Consider the following 19,235-nt stretch of genomic DNA (forward strand, 5'->3'; position numbering starts at 1 on the left):
ACAGAAGGGTTATGTTTAGTTTGATTTCCTTTTTCCAGTACTTGATCGTTAAAAGGGGTGCAAAAATAATCTATTTGTTTTGATTTTCAAAAGGATATATTAAAATGTTGAACTATATTTATAGGTGTTGTTACATTTCGGGAATAGAGAGCATTGACGGCAAATATAATTTACTACTTTTAGTTCTTATTCATATCTATCATCCTATTAACTTCGGAAATTTAAAACACATGAAACATATTGCCATTGTTGTATTATTAGGTCTTATAGCCTGCGGCACTAGAACCAAACCGACCACCGTCACCGAAACACTCGAAATAGCAAGTTTTAAAGTAACTTGCCAAGGAATAGGCGATTCGCAATGCATGCAGGTACGCAAGCATGGACAAAAAAACTGGGCAGAATTCAATATACCTATTCAAGGTTTTGAATACCAACAAGGCTATAAATATACGATTCAAGTAACAAAAGAAAACCTAGACCCATCAATAATACCAGGCACGGCTGCCAGTTTAAACTACACGCTGGTGAAACAGATAAGAAAACAAAAAGAAAACACCATTAGACTGCACGATATTTGGGTTGTAAAAACAATCAACGATACTCCAGTAAAGGAGCTAGGTAATCAACCGCAAATAACACTCGAATTACAACTTAACGAAAAAAAGATTTTTGGAAACGATAGTTGCAATGAATTCTTTGGAGCGATAGAACAAGTAGATGATAATAATCTACAATTTGGATTATTGGGAAGAACTAAAAAAATGTGCCCAGATATGGCCTTAGCAAATCTATTTTATGATACCATGCAAGAAGTTGCCGGCTATCGTATTGAAAAGTTATCATTGTATTTACTCAATAATAATGAGGAGCAAATTATGCAGCTGCAAAAAGTTGACTAAAAAAAACGACCTATTTTAGGTCGTTTTTTTTTTAATTGGGAAAATTATATTAATCAAGCATTATAACACCATCATAAGTCCCACTACCGTCAGTATAATTAAATACACCAGAGGAAACAGGACCACAGGGATCGGCAGAATAATAATCACCGGATTCGTTATGAATAGACCAAGAAGCCGCCCCTCCTAAATCAGATGTTTGACTTATAGCAAAAACAAAATTGGAATTAGCACCAGGGACATAGTTAGGAATACCATAACAATCAAAATCAAAACTTTCAAACTCAGTATCTGTTATTTCCATACCATTATAGGTAACCATTAAAAGCGATAATTCTTCTTCTCCAGCAACAGCTCCAGCCGAAACTGTACCATTGGTCATCAAATTCCAAGTACCAGTTAAAGATGGATTTTCTGGATCAGTAAATGTTCCTGTTCGCGAAACAGGCATTCTTGTACTTGTTGCTTTCGCTACCTGAACAAAATAAGGATTGTTATTTAAAGTTACATCTTTCACAACTGCTTGAGATTGATTCAAGTCTAACACAAAAGAACCGTTGGAGGATACAAAAGTAAAACTTCTGTCAGCAATATCAGCTGCAAAACTATTATTGGAAGTATATTCAATTATTTCACCACTTACCATTTCAACGTAAGCATTATAAGTTCCATTATTTTCTGCGTTTATCCATATAACACCCCTATCTTGAGTGTTGGCAGCCGCAATAACTCCTGTGTAAATACCTTTTTTCTGGGTATCAAAAAGACTATTGGGTGTTTGTTCTTTGGCATTTAAAGACTGACTTGTCTGTAGATTTAAATTTTCTTGTTCTTCTAAAGTTGCATCTTTTGAGCAACTTGCAAATGCTAGTAATCCAGCAATTGCCATTAATTTGATTTGGGTTTTCATAAAATTAGTTTTTAAAGGTTAGTACTTAAAAAACAAATCTAGGTAGGTTTCAGAGTTGTTTTAAGCGGGTTGGAAACAAAACTACATAAAAAAATTCGATTAAAAACAATATTTTACGATTAAATGTAAAATTTAATATTCACAAAGACACCATAAATCTAAAAATATTGTAACAAAATCGCTAAAACACCAATAATATATGTTTAAGCGACATATCTAAAAATTTATTTGTAAGAAAAAAGGAGTTTTGACAAATCTTATTTTAACATTCTACCAGCAATTCTATCTTTTGCTAGTTGGAGAATGACGTGAAATTGATCTTCAAGATTCATTTCACTGTTGTCAATTTCAATAGCACCTTTGGCTTTACGCAGCGGAGAATCTTCTCTTGTTGAATCAATATGGTCGCGTTCAATTACATTTTCAAGTACGTCTTTGTATAAAATAGCATCTCCACGCTCTAGAAGTTCTTTGTAACGGCGTTGTGCACGAGTTTCAGGTGAGGCATCTAAGAATATTTTGAGTTCGGCATCTGGGAATACAACTGTACCAATATCGCGTCCATCCATTACTACACCCTTGCCCTGCCCCATTAATTGTTGCTGATGAACCAATTTTTTTCGTACTTCAGAAATCGTTGCAATGGGACTAACGAATTCTGAAACTTCTAACGTTCTAATTTGGTTTTCTACGTTTTCACCATTGAGATAAACTTCGGCAATTCCGGTAGCTTGATTTTTTTTGAAGGTGATTGAAATGTCATCGAGACTTTTAATAAGTCCTTGGGTGTCTAGTATTTCAGAAGAAATGAAACTATTTCGCATTGCAAATAGTGTGACCGCTCTGTACATAGCACCTGTATCAACGTAGATGTAGTCTAACCAATCTGATAATTGCTTGGCGATGGTGCTTTTTCCTGTAGATGAAAAGCCGTCAATGGCAATGGTAATTTTTCCCATGTCGCAAAGTTATCGTAAATCAACTTGTACTCCAAAGAAACTTGCGGAGGCTGCTGTATTATATTTTGAATACGAATAATTGAGTCTAATTTTATTGAGCTTTATCCCAAATCCTGCACTAATTCCTGCAAAAGCACGTCTATCAACAATACGTAACTCTTCTGCTCTTCGGAAATTGTAGCCTAAACGAATATTGAATCCACTTTCTGGAAACAGCTCCACTCCTACTATCATGTGACGAAGTGCGTGGTCAAAAAAGTTTATATTTTCGGTAGTCACTCCTCCCTCTAAATCTGTTATTTCTCTATCTGGATTTGAGAATGCGACATTCCAACGTTGCATATTTTCTAACGTAAAATGCCAACGAATGGGTATTCTTTCTAAAGTTTGAGAGATTCCAAAAATAAGTTCAAATGGTACTTGCTCAAGTTCTATATCATAGGGAGTTACTTGAGTTCCTATATTTCTGGCAACTCCTGCGATGTGTAAATCCCAAGGTTCATAGATATAATTTAAAGCCACATCAACTGCAACTCCAACTGAATTATAACTTTCTAATGTAGAACTAATGAACTTAATATTTCCGCCGACGTGAAAATCGGTATATGGAATATTACGTGCATGACCAATGGAAACAGCTACTTCACCACCACTAAAACTGCCGGTTTCGTTACCATTTTCGTCATAACCTTCAAAATTTCCGTAGTTAATATACGTTGCACCAGCGTGGATTACCTGCGTTCTTCTGTCCCATAAATAAGCGTATGCAACAGTCCCATAATTAACATCGCCTATATAATTATTGTAATTTACAGAGAGTTGATTATCCATTTCTGGGTTAATCGAAGCTGGATTGAATAATCCCTGCACTGGGTCGTAGTCATAATTTGTCACCGTCTTACCCCCTAGAGCAGCCTGCCGGGGATTGTTAACCAAATTTAAAAAAGAATAGGTAGAACGTCCACCAATTTGCCCAATCGCAGAAACGGTTAATAATGAGGCTAATAAGAATAAAACCTTGTGGTTCATTGGCATTGGGACGCGGTGTCTTTACATAGTAACGACTGCAAGTATAAAATATTTTTGAACGGTAAAAAAAGGAAACATTATTATATAACAAAAGAGCCAAAACTATATAAGATATTCCATATTGAGTTTTAGCTCTTTTGTTTTATAATTTCTTCGCGTCCTTCACTTTTTCTTTTGTCAATGCGAGTGTTAATACATCGCTCATATCTTTGACGTAATGAAAAGTGAGTCCTTTTAAATATTCTGGTTTTATTTCTTCAATATCTCTTTTATTTTCTTCGCAGAGTAGAATTTCTTTGATACGAGCTCTTTTTGCCGCCAATATTTTTTCTTTGATTCCGCCTACGGGTAATACTTTTCCGCGGAGCGTAATCTCTCCCGTCATCGCTATACTTTTCTTCACTTTTCTTTGCGTAAACAATGATACTAATGATGTTAACATAGTAATTCCTGCGCTAGGCCCATCCTTAGGAGTAGCTCCTTCTGGAACGTGAACGTGGACATTGTATTTTTCAAAAATTTCAGGATTAATGCCCAGTTTATCTGCATTAGCTTTAATGTATTCCATGGCAATGGTTGCAGACTCTTTCATTACTTTCCCCAAATTACCTGTCATATTGAGATTACCTTTTCCTTTACTTAGAATAGACTCAATGAATAGAATATCGCCTCCTACGCGCGTCCATGCCAGTCCTGTAACAACTCCAGCAACATCATTGCTTTCATATTTATTACGTTCCATTTTTGGTGCGCCAAGGATTTCAATAATGGCTTCGTTGGTTACTTTTACTTCATACTCTTCCTCCATTGCAATCTTCATTGCTGCAAAACGAACGGTTTTTGCTATTTGCTTTTCTAAACCACGAACGCCACTTTCTCTTGTATATCCTTCTACAATCTTTTCTAATTGAGTCTTACCCACCTTAAGATGATCTGTAGTTAAGCCGTGCTCTTTTAATTGTTTTGGTAATAAATGCTGCTTGGCGATTTCAACTTTTTCTTCAATCGTATATCCTGTGACATTAATGATTTCCATACGGTCACGAAGTGCTGGTTGAATGGTGCTCAAGCTGTTTGATGTAGCTATGAACATTACCTTTGATAAATCGTAACCTAACTCTAAAAAATTATCATAGAATGCACTATTCTGTTCTGGATCTAGAACCTCAAGCATTGCCGAAGACGGATCACCTTGACTGCCCACAGATAATTTATCAATTTCGTCCAGTACAAAAACCGGATTACTTGTCCCTGCTTTTTTTAGACTTTTAATAATTCTACCTGGCATTGCGCCAATGTATGTTTTACGATGTCCTCGTATTTCGGCTTCGTCTCTTAATCCACCTAAACTAATACGAATATATTCTCTCCCCAATGCTTCGGCTACAGATTTTCCCAAACTTGTTTTACCAACTCCCGGAGGTCCGTATAGACATAATATGGGCGATTTCATATCATTTCGGAGTTTGAGAACTGCTAGATATTCAATGATTCGTTTCTTTACATCGTCAAGACCATAGTGATCACGGTCAAGAATTTTCTTTGCGCGTTTTAAATCGAATTTATCTTTACTGAATTCATTCCAAGGTAGATCCAATAACAAATCTAAGTAGTTTTTCTGAATACTAAATTCAGCTACCTGTGGATTCATTCGTTGTAATTTCGCCAATTCTTTACTGAAATGTTTACCAACAGCTTTATCCCATTTTTTAACATTTCCGCGACTGCGCATTTCTTCAATTTCAGCTTCCGAAGAATTTCCACCCAATTCCTCTTGGATGGTTTTCATCTGCTGATGCAAGAAATACTCACGCTGCTGTTTATTTATATCGCTGTGAACTTTACTTTGGATATCATTGCGCAGAGAAAGTTTTTGTAACTCCAATTCCATAAATCTAAGTGTCTCCAATGCCCTATCTCTCAAATCATTTATTTGAAGCAACGTTTGCTTTTCGGCAACGGTAACATTCAAATTTGAGGATACAAAATTGATTAAAAACGAAGGGCTCTCTATATTTTTTATCGCGAACGACGCCTCGCTAGGAATATTAGGACTATCCTTTATAATCTTTAAAGCCTTTTCTTTAATCGAAGCAACTATTTCCTTAAACTCAGCATTATCCTTTGCCGGACGTGCCTCAGCGACTGATCGTACAGTTGCAGTCATAAAAGGCTCTGTGGTCATTACTTGATTGACCTCAAAACGTTTTTTTCCTTGGATGATAACTGTAGTATTACCATCTGGCATTTTTAGGACTTTTAAAATTTTTGCAACAGTCCCTACTGTATTAATATCATCAATGCCCGGCTCTTCTTCGCCTTCCACTTTTTGGCTTACAACGCCAATTATCTTGTTGCCTTTATTTGTTTCGTTGATTAATTTTATGGACTTGTCACGGCCTGCAGTAATTGGTACAACAACACCCGGAAATAAAACAGTGTTTCTCAATGGAAGGATAGGGAGAATTTCGGGTAGTTCTTCATTGTTCATTTCTTCCTCATCTTCTGTAGACATCAACGGTATAAACTCCGCATCATCTTGAAATTCCTGCAATGACAGACTGTCTAATATTTTTATTCTTGATTTTGACATAGTATGTGATAAGACATTGTGTCACGTATATACGCAAAACACTGTCGTTAAGTTTTTTAAATGAAATGTAATCTCGCTGATAGGAACTGATTTTCAGTAGATTCAATGACTATCGCAATTACTATATTTCAAAGTGTATGCCAAGGGGAAATGTTTGCTGCGGAAATGAAGAAAACAAAAACTCATTTAACTATAAGGACAAATTTTATGTAATTTATATTTCCGAAGAAAAAATAAATTATGCAAATCGTAAATTTTTTTCCTCCAACTGTAACAATTAAAAACCAGCCGTATCTTTATAACAACCAACCATCAAAAAAGTGTCATTAACCAAAGTACCTGTTGAAAGTTTACTCGAGCTCTGTTTGCAGAAGAACAATCTGGCGCAGTTAGAAATTTATAATAGGTACCAGAAAGCGATGTTCAATACATCAGTTCGGATTGTAAAAAATAGTGCACTTGCGGAAGACATAATGCAAGAGTCGTTTTTGACAGCCTTTAATAGGTTGGATACATTTAAAGGCACGGCAACTTTTGGATCTTGGTTAAAAAGGATTGTTGTGAACAATAGTATTTCGGCATATCACAAATCCAGTAAATATGTTCCCTTAGACCAATTTTTACATAACGAAGAAACCTATGAAGATGAAGATGAAAATGGCATAGCCGAAATTTCAAACGAAAACCCAAAAGCAAATAACCTATTAAAAGTAATGAAAACCTTGCATCCCAATTATGACCAAGTGTTGACCCTCCACTACATTGAAGGATTTGATTACGAAGAAATTTGCGAGATTTTGAACATTACAAATGCCAATTGTAGAACCATGATTTCAAGAGCAAAAGAAAGTTTGAGAAAAAAATTGAACCTAAAATAATGAAAGACTCAATAGAACATATTCTAAACAACAACAACGGTCAATTTGATATTGAGGAAACGCCACAAGGCCATCAAAACAGATTTTTTGATAAACTGAAAGCGCAAGAAAATGCTATTGAAAAGACCCGTAAAAAAACGAATTGGTGGAAACCATTGAGTATTGCAGCTAGCATTGCCGTAATTGTTGCCGTTGGCTCTTTGTTTTTTAATAAAGCACCCAAAGATGCAGAACTTTCAAGTATCTCTATTGAAATGCAAGAAACACAATCCTTCTTTACGACCGCTATTAACAAGGAGTTAGAAACCTTAAAAAGTTATGACGACCCAGAATTAAAACAAATCATCAACGAAACACTAACCGAAATTGAATCCCTAGAAGCGCAATACAAAAATTTGAAAGTAGATTTACTGCAAAGCGGCAATGACAAACGCGTTGTAACTGCCATGATTGCAAACTTTCAAAATAGAATAGAGTTGCTTCAAGGGGTAATTGACATTATAGAAGATATAAAAATTCAAAAAAATAATAAAGATGAAATCACATTATAACATACTATTACTAGTACTACTCATCCCTGCAATGACTTTTGCAAATGAAACTAAGTTTAAAGGTAAGTACACAAAGGAAAAAAAAGTCTCTAAAGAGTTTACAGTTAGCCCCAACGCTGGATTGAACGTTGATAATGCCTACGGAAATATCAATATCACAACTTGGGATGAAAACCGAACAGTTATAGACGTCCTAATTAAAACAAATGGTGACGACGAAAGTAAAGTTCAAGAAAAACTTGAAGAAATTACGATTGACTTTAACGCAACTAGTAATCAAGTGAACGCCGAAACTAATTTTAAAGATGGCGGCAACAACTCTAGCTGGAAGAAAAATGGTAACCAAGTTTCGTTTGAGATAATTTACACCATAAAATTACCAAAGAGCAACAACGTAGATTTGACAAATAAATACGGCGCTATCACAATCACCTCCCTCAACGGAAACGCAAAAATAAATGCCATGTATGGCGATGTTATTATTGGAGATTTAAATGCTGATGACAACTACATCAAAATGCGCTACACAGATCACGCTACCATTAATTATATGAAAAACGGCAAAATTGAAGCAGATTATTCAGATTTTTCATTGGAAAAAGTGGATGACCTTGAATTAGTTGCAGATTATACAAAAAGCAATATTGGCACTGTAAGCAAACTCGACTATCAAAACCGCTACGGTAAATTGAGAGTGGAAAATGCGGGTAGCGTAAATGGAAAAGCAGATTATAACGGCGGTATCTTTATGAATGTAAAGTATGATTTCAACGTCACTGCACGCTATAGTTCATTGAGTATAGAAAAAACCGAAACCACGATGAAAGACATCCTTATTGATGGTAGCTATTCAAAAATCTCATTGGGAATAAACCCTGGGTATAACTTTAAATTCAAAGCAGATTTAGGATATGGTGGATTGAAAGGAGCCGATTTTATTACAATGACCAGCGAGAATAAAAAGTCGGGTAAATCTGAATATGTGGGTTACTTCGGAAATATGAATTCCAAAAACAATATAAATATCAATTCACGCTACGGAAGCATAACAATAACCAAAAACTAAAATTATGAAAACTTCAAAAATACTTAACACACTATTATTCATTGCAATATGTATAGCAACCACACAAAGTACCCTTGCTCAAAAAAAGATTACCGGAAGTGGTAATGTAGTTACAAATACTGTAAATACCGCAGATTATCACACGGTAAATACGGTGGGCTCTATTACCGTTGAACTTGTTTCCGGGAACGAGGGAGACATTAAAATTATTGCCGAAGATAACTTGCAGCAATATGTTGAGCTTACCAATAACGACGGCACATTAAAAGTTACCACGAAAAACAAAATGCCGTATTATGAATCAAAACATAAAATACGTGTTATTGTTCCTTTCAAAGATTTGGATGCAGTTACACTAACAGGTTCTGGCGATGTGATTGGAAAAGATGTAATCAATGCTCAAAATTTTGAAACGAAACTTACAGGGTCAGGCGATATTACTTTGCAACTGCAAGCTAAGAATATAGAAGCAAATCTAAAAGGAAGCGGCGATATGACACTAAATGGCACAACTGACACATTGAACGCGGTGGTGTCTGGAAGTGGCGACTTTAAGGCTAAAAATCTAAAGGCAACTACAACCGATATTTCATTAACTGGATCAGGTGATGCTGCGGTATTTGCTTCGGGAAGTATAAAAGCACGCGTGAAAGGAAGTGGTGATATCGAATACTTTGGAAACCCTACTCAAAAAGATACCAAAGTTTTTGGCTCCGGTGACATCGATAAGATGTAATTATAAACTCTAGATAAAATTTAAAAAGCTCCCATATCTTCGGAAATGTGGAGCTTATTTTAATTTAGGGTTTGCATTTACAAAGAATTTCAGCATAACAAAAAGCCTCTTTAAAATGAATTAAAGAGGCTTTGATATTTAAAATTTCCGAAGTGCTACTAGAGAATATTTAATGCAAATTCTCCTTCAGTAATTGAAGCAATTGAGGGGTTTGTCCCAACATTATCTATTGCAGTAAATGAGAAGGTCGCTCTAATTTCTCCCGTCTCAGAATCATACTCTTGAACGGTAAGGTTACCTGGATTTGAACTGAAAACTGTATTCACGTTAGGCAATGTATACGTTCCAACGACTTCATCACCATTTACAACCTCAGGTGCCATTTCATAGACCCCTACTTCAACGTTTACAGGCAAAGTGATAGTGATTTCTCTTCCGCTTGGTATTGTAGCTGTAATCGTTCTTGACTCAATCATGTTCACTTCATTATTTGTTACAATAATGTCATTTACCGCAGGTAAAAATTCCAATCCATCAACGACTGCTCTAAAAGGTAGTGGTTCTGGTATTGAAATATCCGTTGTGAAAACTGTAAATGTACCTTCGGTTATTTCTACAACTGTTGGGTCTTGCATGAGTGGATCTCTCGCGGTGAAGAAAAATGTTCCTTCAAGAATTCCATCTGTAACATTAAAGGTAGTGATTGTCATTTCGCCAGGATTTGAACTTAAATTCTCTCCTCCGGTATTTCCGTTATAAAGACCTATTAACATAGAACCGTCTGAAATTTCACTCTCCATTGGGAATGTTCCAATTCCAATATCCGAAGGAATATCAAGACGTATTAATTGTCCTGTGGCTGTAAGCGCTTCAATTTTAATAACGAGCACCTCTCCTACCATATTTGAAGTTGTAGTTAATGTGGTGTCAACAAATTCTTCACCATCAGCCAATGCAAAGAAATCTTCAACAGGACCATTTGGATCTCCGCCACCGCCATTTCCGCCGCCACCGCCACCATCTTCATCTAATATGTATGGGATTGCGGTAAATAAACCTTCTGTGATTTGAACCTGTTGAATGATCGGGTCTCCATTACCATCAAAAAGCGGAGTGCCTTGAGCATCTTGAGCTTGTCTGGCTCCAGTAAACTGAAATGAACCAGAAATTAACATGTCAATTTCATTGTAACTCGTAATCACCATTTGCCCAGAACCTCCTATACCACTTAATGTTGTGTAAGGATTGGTTACTTGTGCCGCATCTACGTAAGCTGCAGTATTACTGGTATCTGGTATATCCGTTAGGCTAAAATTACCAGTAGCTATATTAGGAACCGAAATTGTAATCGCATTGTTACTACCCGATACTCCTGTAATTGTAAAAAAACCATCGCTAAAAACAACAGCCGAAGTACTTGCTGCAACAAAATTCACCCCATTAATTTTAGCAGTAAAGGCTCCAACTTCACCTTCTGCAGGTCCGCCACCTGATTGTGGGAATTGGCCTTCTAAAGGTTCATCACTACATGAAGCAAATTGAAATGCCATTAAGGCGACAAGCATCCAATTAAATAGTTTAAATTTTTTCATAGTTAAGTAAGTAAGTTCTTTCTTTAAACGCAAACATAAAGAAAAATTGTGTAATCCTTTTTATTTTTTAGGCACTCTAAACAGTAAAATAACGCCAATTACAAAGAAAACAACGAGAAATAAGATTGCGTTACGCATGCTTCCCGTAATCTGATCTATAAAGCCATAAATACCCATTCCTATAACGATACCGATTTTTTCGGCAACATCATAAAAGCTAAAATAAGACGTGGTATCCTTTGTTTGGGGTAAAAATTTTGAATAGGTAGAGCGCGATAAAGATTGTATTCCACCCATTACCAAACCAACAAATCCAGCCGTAATATAAAACTGAACAGGTTCATAAATAAAAAATGCTGAAATGCATAATAAGACCCAAACAGTATTTATAAATATCAAAGTTTTGATATTTCCGAATTTAAAAGATGCTTTGCTGGTTAAATAAGCTCCTAAAACTGCAACCAATTGTATAATTAAAATACTGCCTATAAGCCCTACAGTCTTGGCGTCACCATCTCCCCAGTTTATTTCTTGTTCACCAAAATATGTCGCCACGAGCATTACTGTTTGTACAGCCATGCTGTAAACGAAGAATGCTCCTAGATATCGTTTTAGCTTTAAGTTATTGGTCAAAGATTGATAGACGCTTCTTAATTCTCGAAATCCATTAAAAATAACTGCGCTGGTAACTTTGTGACCAGATTTGTTTCCTTTTGGTAAATGATAAAATGAATATTGACTGAAAATAATCCACCACAAACCAACCGTTATAAATGAGATTTTCATAGCCTCAATACTTCCGTTTCCGTCGTCACTTAAACCAAAAATTCCAGGGTACATTACCATTCCGAGATTAAAAACAAGTAACAAAACACTTCCTATATACCCCAATGAATACCCCTTTGCACTAATGCTGTCTTGTTGTTCTTTATGGGCAATGTCTGGCAGATAAGAATTATAAAAAACCAAACTTCCCCAAAAACCAATGAGCGCAAGAAAATAACTCAATAGGCTTATGTAAATATTTTCAAGATTAAAGAAATATAATGCGATGCACGACAAGGCTCCCAAATAGCAAAAAAACTTCATAAAGTTTTTCTTGTTACCCACATAATCAGCAATACCTGAAAGTAGCGGAGACAAAATGGCAACAACTAAAAATGCCGCAGCTGTTGTGAATGTAATCAAAGGTGTACTACGAATTGCAATACCAAATACCTCAACTGCTTCAATCCCTTTTTCTTTGAAGAGCGCCCCATAAAATATAGGGAAAACCGCCGATGCAATTACTAAACTATAAACAGAATTTGCCCAATCATAAAACGCCCACGCATTCAATAACTTTTTAGACCCTTTTTCTAGTTTTGCCATGTTGAAATATTAAACGTCTAAAATAAAAATATCCCGATGAATCATCGGGATATTTGATAGTTAATTTAAAAAATATTTCTATTAATTTTTAAATGTGGTAACACCATATTTTCTAGCTTCGGCTCTTGCCTCTGGTGCCCATTGCATAATATTATTGATACGTGTTTGGTTTGCGGGGTGCGTGCTTAAAAACTCTGGTGGAGCTCCTCCGCCTTGCTGGCTCATACGCTCCCAGAGTCTCGCTCCTACTAGTGGGTCATAACCAGCGATTGCCATTAATGTCAATCCAATTCTATCAGCCTCAGTCTCGTGACTTCGGCTAAAAGGCAACATCCCTAAAACATTTGAACCTACTCCAAAAGCTTGATTATAAATAGCCGCATTTTCAGAACTTGCAGTACCTACGGCTACTCCTACAGCAGCTAATTGTTGCAACTGTCCTGCGCTCATACGTTGTTGACCGTGATTAGCAAGTGCGTGTGCTACTTCATGCCCCATAATTGCTGCAACTCCAGCTTCATTTTGAGCGATAGGCATAATTCCTGTATAGAAAACAATTTTCCCCCCAGGCATACACCAAGCATTAATCGCTGGGTCTTCAACAAGATTATATTCCCAACGGTAATCGGTCAAATATCCCGCATAACCATTAGCCGTTAAATATCGCTCCGCAGCACTTGATATTTTTTGTCCAACGTTTTTTACCATATTTGCTTGAGGCGTTCCATTAATAACCTTATTTTCAGTTAAAAATTGGTCGTACTGCTGAAATGCCATCGGCAAAATCTGCGAATTTGGCACCAAAGCCAACGTGGATTTCCCCGTAAATGGATTTGTTGCGCATGCTACCATAAATATGGCAACAATTGCTATTGAAAGTATCTGTTTGTAATTCATAATGATGGTGTTTGTTTTTGTAAAATTAAAAGTACTGTTTTAACATTTCAATTATATTAAAAAAACTATAAATTCTTTCTTCGGAAATAGAAATATCAAATACAACGCCAAGACTTCTTTGGCTTAATTTTAATACTGAAATTTTAAGAAAGCGACTACCTTTAACTTCTCAATTTAAAATTCAGCAAAAACGGAATCGTTGTTGTAACATTTCCGAAAAACAAAACAATTATGAAACATTTATTTTTATTCCTTGGTATTACAGCATCGCTATTATTTTCATCGTGTGAAGGCGACCCAGTACCTCCTGGAGAACCGGGTATCAACATTTTAGGCCAAGTTTTTGAAACTACATTGAATTTTAATCTGGACACAGGTAATAATCAATATGTATCACAAATTATTAATTATCCGTTTGAAGTATTTGAAAGTGATGCTATTTTAGTCTACAGGTTGCAAGCGGTAGTACCTTTAGGCGACGGTACGCCAGCAGATGTATGGACACAATTACCACAAAATGTATTTTTCAATGACGGTACTGGAGATATTTTTCAATATAATTTCAACCATACTTTTCTTGACGTTCAAATGACGATAGAAGGTAATTTTGATTTGACTAACATAGGCAGTGAGAATATAAACAATCAAACTTTTAGAATTGTTGCCGTTCCAGCAGAATTTGCAGATGCTAATTTAAGTATGGACGATTTATTACGACAGATAGAAATAGATGCTTCGGAAATCGAACATATATCAAACTAATAATAATAAATTAAAATTTCAGAATTATGAAAAATCTAATATTCGCACTTGCTTGTTTTACTCTCTTTAGTTGTAATTCACAAGCTAAAAAAAGTGAAAAATCTGCCGAAAATTTTAAAGTGACAAAAACCAAAGAAGAATGGAAGGAACAATTAACATTTCAGGAATACGATGTATTACGAAATGAAGGAACCGAGCCGCCATTTTCGAGTAAATTAAATAAAAATTACGCGCCCGGAACCTATGTTTGTGCAGCTTGTAATACGCCTGTTTTTAAAAGTGAACATAAATTTGACAGCGGAACAGGATGGCCAAGTTTTGACCGTGAAATTGAAGGAAATGTAGCTTTTGATACAGATAACAAATTAGGATATACAAGAGTTGAAGAGCATTGCGCAACATGTGGTGGGCATTTGGGACACGTATTTAACGACGGACCAAAGGACACTACTGGAAAAAGACATTGCATTAACGGCGTGGCGTTAAACTTTATCCCAGCAGAAAATGAGTAAATACCCAGTCCAAAAAACCGAAGCCGAGTGGAAAAAAGAACTCGGTGAAGCCAGATATAAAATTTTAAGAGAAAAAGGAACCGAGCGTCCCCACACAGGAGAGTACAATCTCACTTTTGAAAACGGAACGTATGTTTGCGGTGCATGCCACAACCCACTTTTTGAGAGCGACAGTAAATTTGAAAGTGGCTGTGGATGGCCAAGTTTTGACGAAAGCATCCCCGGAAATGTAGAATACATAAAAGACACTACCTTTGGGATGATGCGCACAGAAATACTTTGCGCGAACTGCGGGAGTCACTTAGGTCACGTTTTTAATGACGGCCCAACTAAAACGGGACAGCGATATTGTGTGAATTCATTATCGGTTGATTTGAAGAAATAAGAATCATATTTTAATAAAATTACATCCCAAATTTCTAGCAATTTTAGCTTTGAGATTTGGGATTTTTTCTTTTATGTAATTTCTCTGTATTTCATTTCACATTTAGTAAATTTGACTTCTTAAATTAACAAGCAAAAAAAGTACCATGAGCAAATATGATGTTATAGTTTTAGGAAGTGGTCCAGGAGGCTATGTTACTGCCATTAGAGCTTCTCAACTGGGTTTTAAAACTGCAGTTGTAGAAAAAGAAAGCTTAGGCGGTGTGTGCCTTAACTGGGGTTGTATCCCTACAAAAGCGCTTCTTAAAAGTGCCCAAGTTTTTGAATACTTGAAACATGCCGAGGATTATGGATTGACCGTTAAAGAATATGATAAAGATTTCACAAAGGTTGTAGAACGTAGCCGTGGCGTTGCCGAAGGCATGAGCAAAGGAGTTCAGTTCTTGATGAAGAAAAATAAAATTGATGTTCTTAATGGCTTCGGAAAATTGAAAGCCGGAAAGAAAATTGATGTTGATGGAAAGGAATACAGCGCAGACCACATTATAATTGCGACGGGTGCTCGTTCTAGAGAATTACCCAATCTTCCGCAAGATGGAAAAAAAGTAATTGGATATCGTGAAGCAATGACACTTAAAAAGCAACCAAAATCTATGATTGTTGTAGGTAGTGGTGCCATAGGTGTTGAGTTTGCACATTTTTACAACGCAATGGGAACTGATGTTACCATCGTTGAGTTTTTACCAAACCTTGTTCCTCTTGAGGATATTGATGTTTCAAAACAATTTGAAAAATCGTTCAAAAAAAGTGGAATTAAAGTAATGACCAATTCTTCTGTTGAAAAGGTAGATACGTCAGGAAAACTAGTAAAAGCAACGGTTAAGACAGCAAAAGGCGAAGAAGTTATCGAAGCTGAGATTGTACTTTCGGCTGTTGGTATTGCTACTAATCTTGAAGGAATAGGTCTTGAGGAAGTGGGTATCGTAACAGATAAAGGGAAGGTTATGGTGAATGACTGGTACCAAACTAATATTCCAGGATATTATGCTATTGGCGATATTACTCCCGGGCCTGCATTGGCACACGTAGCATCTGCCGAAGGTATTACTTGTGTTGAGAAAATAGCAGGTGTTCACGTAGAGGCTATTGACTACGGAAATATACCAGGATGTACGTACGCAACCCCTGAAATTGCAAGCGTAGGGATGACAGAACAACAAGCTAAAGATGCTGGATATGAATTGAAAGTGGGCAAATTTCCATTCTCTGCTTCAGGAAAAGCAAGTGCTGCTGGAACCAAAGACGGATTTGTAAAAGTAATCTTTGATGCCAAATATGGCGAATGGCTAGGTTGCCACATGATAGGTGCTGGAGTGACCGATATGATTGCCGAAGCTGTTCTAGGAAGAAAATTGGAAACTACAGGACACGAAGTGTTAAAAGCAATCCACCCACACCCTACTATGAGTGAAGCGGTAATGGAAGCAGTTGCTGATGCCTACGGTGAAGTAATTCATTTATAGACGTAAGACGTAAGACGTAAGACGTAAGACGTAAGATAAAATTAAAAAGTCCCGAAACAATAATTGTTTCGGGACTTTTTTTTTATTCCATATATTAACGACGAGAGAGAATAATTTTTTTTCCTTTTTCAAAAGCCAAATCCAAGTCCTAGGAATAGAACATTGGGGGATAGCTCTTCAAAACCAATGGTATATTTTAAGTTTGCCTCTATATTTTCAGAGAAATGATATGCAGTACTTATATCTGCTCTTACCTTAAATTTATTGACGAAAAGGTCAAAAAAATAATTGAGACTAGGGCCAAGCAATAAACTCAAATCTTTCGCAACATAATATTCTAGATAAAATGGAGCGTTTATAAAGTGAAAATCTCCCACCCCTTTATATAATAATTCAGGTTGCACGTGAAATGATTCACTAATTTTGAAATCAACAAACAATCCACCAAAATAACCGGTTTCAATTTCTGGGTCTTCTCCAAACTGTTCTTGATTTTCATTGAAGAACGTAAAGTTGACTCCTCCTTTTACACCAAAACTTGTTTGTGCAAGCAGTGTACTAGTTACCGAAGAAAGAAAAAAGGAAATAAAAAATATATACTTCATAAGTCAACTTTTAATGTAGAATGTTCGAAACATAATCTTTGTTAAGATTATGTTTAAACAATTAATAAATACTCTAGATTAAGACAAAAAACTCTGAATAGCCAAATCGTAACTCTGCATTCCAAAACCCAAAATCACTCCTTTCGCTACTGGCGAAATATACGAATGGTGTCTAAAATCTTCTCTTGCAAATGTGTTTGAGATATGTACTTCAACCACCGGTGTTTCGATTGCTTTTACTGCATCACCAATAGCCACAGATGTATGAGTATATGCCGCAGCATTAAGAATAATGCCATCATAATCAAAACCTACAGCTTGTATTTTATCAATCAATTCTCCTTCAATATTGGATTGGAAATATTCTAGTTCGATTTCGGTATACTTAAATTGTAATTTTAAAAAATAGTCTTTGAATGTCTCGTTTCCGTAGATAGCCGTTTCCCGCTTTCCAAGGAGATTTAAATTGGGGCCGTTGATGATAATTAGTTTCATATTTCAAATATAAGGATAAAAAAAACCGAGAAATTATTTTCTCGGTCTCTAAATAAAATGTTTAACAATTAAGTACGTATTAAAAATCAAAAACTAATCCTAGTCGTGCATGTACATAACCACTACCACCTGTTGTACCTGCATCAATAATCGTATATTTAACTTCCCCAAATGCATTTACATTCGATACAATATGTAATTTATATCCACCACCCAAATTTCCACCAAAAAATGATTCACTTACGGGATCAGAGTTTATAACAAAACCTCCAACTGAAGATTTTACATTAAGCGTTTGAGATAGATACTCTCCACCGGCAAAAACATAAAATTCTTCGTACACTTTATATCGCGCATTCAAATCTACTGCAAACCATTTTAATCTGTCATCTGAATCCAAAGTAGCTACCGAAAAGGTATTTGTATTTCCAATCCCCCATTTTTCATCAAGTTCATAAATTAAATCAACACTACCTCCACCACCATCAATCTCAGTCAAATAACCAACACCAAAACCTGCCTTAAATCCTTGCGCCTTAGATGCAGCTATTGAACAAATAAAACAACCTAAAAAAAGTACTTTCTTCATTCTGAAATTTTTAAATATTAGACTTCAAAAATACAGTATTTAAGATAATAAAAAAGTGGAAACTTGATGTTTCCACTTTTCAGTAATTTGAATAATTATGTTTTACAAAAACGAATATCCCGCCCAAACTTGAAATACATTATTTTGGTTCTTGTTATTCGTAAAATCGCTATTATTTATGTTTGAAATTCCTTTGTTATATCGTAAACCAAACAAAAAGCCATTATCTAGTGCATAAGAAGCCCCTATTGCTATACCAATATCTAAATCGTTAAAAGCTTCCTTATTATCAACCTCTACACCATTTTGATTGAATGCTCTCTCACCATCTGCCGAAAGTAAAAATCCGAAGACAGGGCCTAACTCACCACTCAAACCTTTTATAAATCTTCTTTTAACTAATATTGGAGCATTGATATAATTGAGACGTTGATCATCAATATCATTAAAACCAAAGGCGCCACCAAACTGACTCCCTTGTGCAGAATACAATAATTCTGGTTGAATTGAAAACTTCATCACAAGTGGAATTTCAGCAAAAACCCCTACATGGTAAGCAATTCTTGAGTCAAGACCTCCCAATCCTGCGTAAGCATCCCCACCAATGGAGGCTACGTTAAGTCCTGCTTTTACTCCAAATTTTAAATCTTGCGCCTTCGTTGCTGTCATTGCAAAAATTGAAAGACATACTCCTAAAATAATTTTTTTCATGTTTTGTTGTTTTAGTTACTACTCGTTTATCTATTAATGCCTGGGGAGCCAAAAGGTTAACTTCTTTAAATGAATTAAACAATTACAGATTTTAATAAACTGGTTATTAGATAAATATAACAATTATTTTTAACGAATAAATCTAGGTAGGATTTTATTTACATTTACAC

20 protein-coding genes are annotated in these 19,235 nt (G+C 35.8%); 9 read left to right on the top strand and 11 right to left on the bottom strand.

Going from position 1 to position 19,235, the window contains the following annotated elements:
• The first annotated feature begins 230 nt into the window (after positions 1 to 230).
• Positions 231 to 902: a DUF4377 domain-containing protein gene (locus ACSHW7_RS07235; RefSeq protein WP_435678664.1), complete on the top strand. Its 672-nt coding sequence runs from the start codon at positions 231 to 233 to the stop codon at positions 900 to 902.
• A 49-nt stretch (positions 903 to 951) separates the two neighbouring features.
• On the opposite strand, the gene ACSHW7_RS07240 is transcribed toward ACSHW7_RS07235, so the two are convergent.
• From ACSHW7_RS07240 to lon, 4 genes are all read right to left on the bottom strand, one after another.
• Complete coding sequence (locus tag ACSHW7_RS07240; protein WP_435678665.1) at positions 952 to 1,812, bottom strand: hypothetical protein; 861 nt, start codon at positions 1,810 to 1,812, stop codon at positions 952 to 954.
• Positions 1,813 to 2,069: 257 nt separating this feature from the next.
• Positions 2,070 to 2,771, bottom strand: coding sequence for a (d)CMP kinase (gene cmk, locus ACSHW7_RS07245; RefSeq protein ID WP_435678666.1), 702 nt, complete (start codon positions 2,769 to 2,771; stop codon positions 2,070 to 2,072).
• Between the two features lie 9 nt (positions 2,772 to 2,780).
• On the bottom strand, positions 2,781 to 3,800 hold the full coding sequence (gene porQ / locus ACSHW7_RS07250) for a type IX secretion system protein PorQ (protein WP_435678714.1): 1,020 nt from the start codon (positions 3,798 to 3,800) through the stop codon (positions 2,781 to 2,783).
• A 142-nt stretch (positions 3,801 to 3,942) separates the two neighbouring features.
• Positions 3,943 to 6,393 carry an endopeptidase La gene (gene lon / locus ACSHW7_RS07255; RefSeq protein WP_435678667.1) on the bottom strand — a complete coding sequence of 817 codons (2,451 nt, stop codon included), beginning with the start codon at positions 6,391 to 6,393 and terminating at the stop codon, positions 3,943 to 3,945.
• A gap of 320 nt (positions 6,394 to 6,713) precedes the next feature.
• Here lon and ACSHW7_RS07260 point away from each other — a divergent pair, with 320 nt between their 5' ends.
• From ACSHW7_RS07260 to ACSHW7_RS07275, 4 genes are read left to right on the top strand one after another with little or no spacing between them, the layout of a single operon-like run.
• Entirely contained in the window at positions 6,714 to 7,271 is a 558-nt protein-coding gene (locus tag ACSHW7_RS07260) for an RNA polymerase sigma factor (protein ID WP_435678668.1), read from the top strand.
• Positions 7,271 to 7,822, top strand: coding sequence for a hypothetical protein (locus ACSHW7_RS07265; protein ID WP_435678669.1), 552 nt, complete (start codon positions 7,271 to 7,273; stop codon positions 7,820 to 7,822). Before ACSHW7_RS07260 ends, ACSHW7_RS07265 begins: the two co-directional genes overlap by 1 nt.
• The gene (locus ACSHW7_RS07270) at positions 7,806 to 8,888 is read left to right on the top strand and encodes a hypothetical protein (protein WP_435678670.1); all 1,083 of its coding nucleotides are present in this window, start codon (positions 7,806 to 7,808) and stop codon (positions 8,886 to 8,888) included. The genes ACSHW7_RS07265 and ACSHW7_RS07270 overlap by 17 nt, the downstream gene beginning before the upstream one ends.
• A 4-nt stretch (positions 8,889 to 8,892) precedes the next feature.
• Positions 8,893 to 9,624: a head GIN domain-containing protein gene (locus tag ACSHW7_RS07275; protein ID WP_435678671.1), complete on the top strand. Its 732-nt coding sequence runs from the start codon at positions 8,893 to 8,895 to the stop codon at positions 9,622 to 9,624.
• A 158-nt stretch (positions 9,625 to 9,782) separates the two neighbouring features.
• Here ACSHW7_RS07275 and ACSHW7_RS07280 read toward each other — a convergent pair whose 3' ends face one another.
• The 3 genes from ACSHW7_RS07280 to ACSHW7_RS07290 form a co-directional block, all read right to left on the bottom strand.
• The gene (locus ACSHW7_RS07280) at positions 9,783 to 11,216 is read right to left on the bottom strand and encodes a DUF6252 family protein (protein ID WP_435678672.1); all 1,434 of its coding nucleotides are present in this window, start codon (positions 11,214 to 11,216) and stop codon (positions 9,783 to 9,785) included.
• A gap of 60 nt (positions 11,217 to 11,276) precedes the next feature.
• Positions 11,277 to 12,587, bottom strand: coding sequence for an MFS transporter (locus ACSHW7_RS07285; protein ID WP_435678673.1), 1,311 nt, complete (start codon positions 12,585 to 12,587; stop codon positions 11,277 to 11,279).
• An 81-nt stretch (positions 12,588 to 12,668) separates the two neighbouring features.
• The gene (locus tag ACSHW7_RS07290) at positions 12,669 to 13,484 is read right to left on the bottom strand and encodes a M48 family metallopeptidase (protein WP_435678674.1); all 816 of its coding nucleotides are present in this window, start codon (positions 13,482 to 13,484) and stop codon (positions 12,669 to 12,671) included.
• A gap of 231 nt (positions 13,485 to 13,715) precedes the next feature.
• Between ACSHW7_RS07290 and ACSHW7_RS07295 the strand changes: the two genes are divergently transcribed.
• The 4 genes from ACSHW7_RS07295 to lpdA all read left to right on the top strand — a co-directional run bounded on the left by ACSHW7_RS07295 (position 13,716) and on the right by lpdA (position 16,665).
• Positions 13,716 to 14,246: a collagen-like protein gene (locus tag ACSHW7_RS07295; protein ID WP_435678675.1), complete on the top strand. Its 531-nt coding sequence runs from the start codon at positions 13,716 to 13,718 to the stop codon at positions 14,244 to 14,246.
• 26 nt (positions 14,247 to 14,272) lie between these two features.
• Positions 14,273 to 14,758 (top strand): peptide-methionine (R)-S-oxide reductase MsrB, encoded by a 486-nt coding sequence (msrB, locus tag ACSHW7_RS07300; protein WP_435678676.1) that lies wholly within the window; start codon positions 14,273 to 14,275, stop codon positions 14,756 to 14,758.
• Positions 14,751 to 15,143, top strand: a complete 393-nt coding sequence (gene msrB, locus ACSHW7_RS07305; RefSeq protein WP_435678677.1) for a peptide-methionine (R)-S-oxide reductase MsrB — start codon at positions 14,751 to 14,753, stop codon at positions 15,141 to 15,143. The genes msrB (ACSHW7_RS07300) and msrB (ACSHW7_RS07305) overlap by 8 nt, the downstream gene beginning before the upstream one ends.
• 145 nt (positions 15,144 to 15,288) lie before the next feature.
• The gene (gene lpdA / locus ACSHW7_RS07310; RefSeq protein ID WP_435678678.1) at positions 15,289 to 16,665 is read left to right on the top strand and encodes a dihydrolipoyl dehydrogenase; all 1,377 of its coding nucleotides are present in this window, start codon (positions 15,289 to 15,291) and stop codon (positions 16,663 to 16,665) included.
• Between the two features lie 128 nt (positions 16,666 to 16,793).
• On the opposite strand, the gene ACSHW7_RS07315 is transcribed toward lpdA, so the two are convergent.
• The 4 genes from ACSHW7_RS07315 to ACSHW7_RS07330 all read right to left on the bottom strand — a co-directional run bounded on the left by ACSHW7_RS07315 (position 16,794) and on the right by ACSHW7_RS07330 (position 19,065).
• On the bottom strand, positions 16,794 to 17,270 hold the full coding sequence (locus ACSHW7_RS07315) for an outer membrane beta-barrel protein (protein WP_435678679.1): 477 nt from the start codon (positions 17,268 to 17,270) through the stop codon (positions 16,794 to 16,796).
• Positions 17,271 to 17,348: 78 nt separating this feature from the next.
• Positions 17,349 to 17,765, bottom strand: coding sequence for a type II 3-dehydroquinate dehydratase (gene aroQ, locus ACSHW7_RS07320; RefSeq protein WP_435678680.1), 417 nt, complete (start codon positions 17,763 to 17,765; stop codon positions 17,349 to 17,351).
• Between the two features lie 79 nt (positions 17,766 to 17,844).
• Positions 17,845 to 18,354 carry a hypothetical protein gene (locus tag ACSHW7_RS07325; protein WP_435678681.1) on the bottom strand — a complete coding sequence of 170 codons (510 nt, stop codon included), beginning with the start codon at positions 18,352 to 18,354 and terminating at the stop codon, positions 17,845 to 17,847.
• A gap of 102 nt (positions 18,355 to 18,456) precedes the next feature.
• Positions 18,457 to 19,065: a porin family protein gene (locus ACSHW7_RS07330; protein WP_435678682.1), complete on the bottom strand. Its 609-nt coding sequence runs from the start codon at positions 19,063 to 19,065 to the stop codon at positions 18,457 to 18,459.
• Between the last annotated feature and the right edge of the window lie 170 nt (positions 19,066 to 19,235).

This window comes from Patiriisocius sp., from assembly GCF_051252435.1.
Classification (GTDB): domain Bacteria; phylum Bacteroidota; class Bacteroidia; order Flavobacteriales; family Flavobacteriaceae; genus Patiriisocius.

Excerpts from the sequence above, each read along its gene's own strand:
- lpdA (WP_435678678.1), top strand. The coding sequence starts at position 15,289 with ATGAGCAAATATGATGTTATAGTTTTAGGAAGTGGTCCAGGAGGCTAT.
- aroQ (WP_435678680.1), bottom strand. The coding sequence starts at position 17,765 with ATGAAACTAATTATCATCAACGGCCCCAATTTAAATCTCCTTGGAAAG.
- msrB (WP_435678677.1), top strand. The coding sequence starts at position 14,751 with ATGAGTAAATACCCAGTCCAAAAAACCGAAGCCGAGTGGAAAAAAGAA.
- ACSHW7_RS07240 (WP_435678665.1), bottom strand. The coding sequence starts at position 1,812 with ATGAAAACCCAAATCAAATTAATGGCAATTGCTGGATTACTAGCATTT.
- ACSHW7_RS07325 (WP_435678681.1), bottom strand. The coding sequence starts at position 18,354 with ATGAAGAAAGTACTTTTTTTAGGTTGTTTTATTTGTTCAATAGCTGCA.
- ACSHW7_RS07235 (WP_435678664.1), top strand. The coding sequence starts at position 231 with ATGAAACATATTGCCATTGTTGTATTATTAGGTCTTATAGCCTGCGGC.
- ACSHW7_RS07280 (WP_435678672.1), bottom strand. The coding sequence starts at position 11,216 with ATGAAAAAATTTAAACTATTTAATTGGATGCTTGTCGCCTTAATGGCA.
- ACSHW7_RS07330 (WP_435678682.1), bottom strand. The coding sequence starts at position 19,065 with ATGAAAAAAATTATTTTAGGAGTATGTCTTTCAATTTTTGCAATGACA.
- lon (WP_435678667.1), bottom strand. The coding sequence starts at position 6,393 with ATGTCAAAATCAAGAATAAAAATATTAGACAGTCTGTCATTGCAGGAA.
- ACSHW7_RS07270 (WP_435678670.1), top strand. The coding sequence starts at position 7,806 with ATGAAATCACATTATAACATACTATTACTAGTACTACTCATCCCTGCA.
- ACSHW7_RS07275 (WP_435678671.1), top strand. The coding sequence starts at position 8,893 with ATGAAAACTTCAAAAATACTTAACACACTATTATTCATTGCAATATGT.
- ACSHW7_RS07285 (WP_435678673.1), bottom strand. The coding sequence starts at position 12,587 with ATGGCAAAACTAGAAAAAGGGTCTAAAAAGTTATTGAATGCGTGGGCG.
- ACSHW7_RS07295 (WP_435678675.1), top strand. The coding sequence starts at position 13,716 with ATGAAACATTTATTTTTATTCCTTGGTATTACAGCATCGCTATTATTT.
- cmk (WP_435678666.1), bottom strand. The coding sequence starts at position 2,771 with ATGGGAAAAATTACCATTGCCATTGACGGCTTTTCATCTACAGGAAAA.
- ACSHW7_RS07315 (WP_435678679.1), bottom strand. The coding sequence starts at position 17,270 with ATGAAGTATATATTTTTTATTTCCTTTTTTCTTTCTTCGGTAACTAGT.
- porQ (WP_435678714.1), bottom strand. The coding sequence starts at position 3,800 with ATGAACCACAAGGTTTTATTCTTATTAGCCTCATTATTAACCGTTTCT.
- ACSHW7_RS07290 (WP_435678674.1), bottom strand. The coding sequence starts at position 13,484 with ATGAATTACAAACAGATACTTTCAATAGCAATTGTTGCCATATTTATG.
- ACSHW7_RS07265 (WP_435678669.1), top strand. The coding sequence starts at position 7,271 with ATGAAAGACTCAATAGAACATATTCTAAACAACAACAACGGTCAATTT.
- msrB (WP_435678676.1), top strand. The coding sequence starts at position 14,273 with ATGAAAAATCTAATATTCGCACTTGCTTGTTTTACTCTCTTTAGTTGT.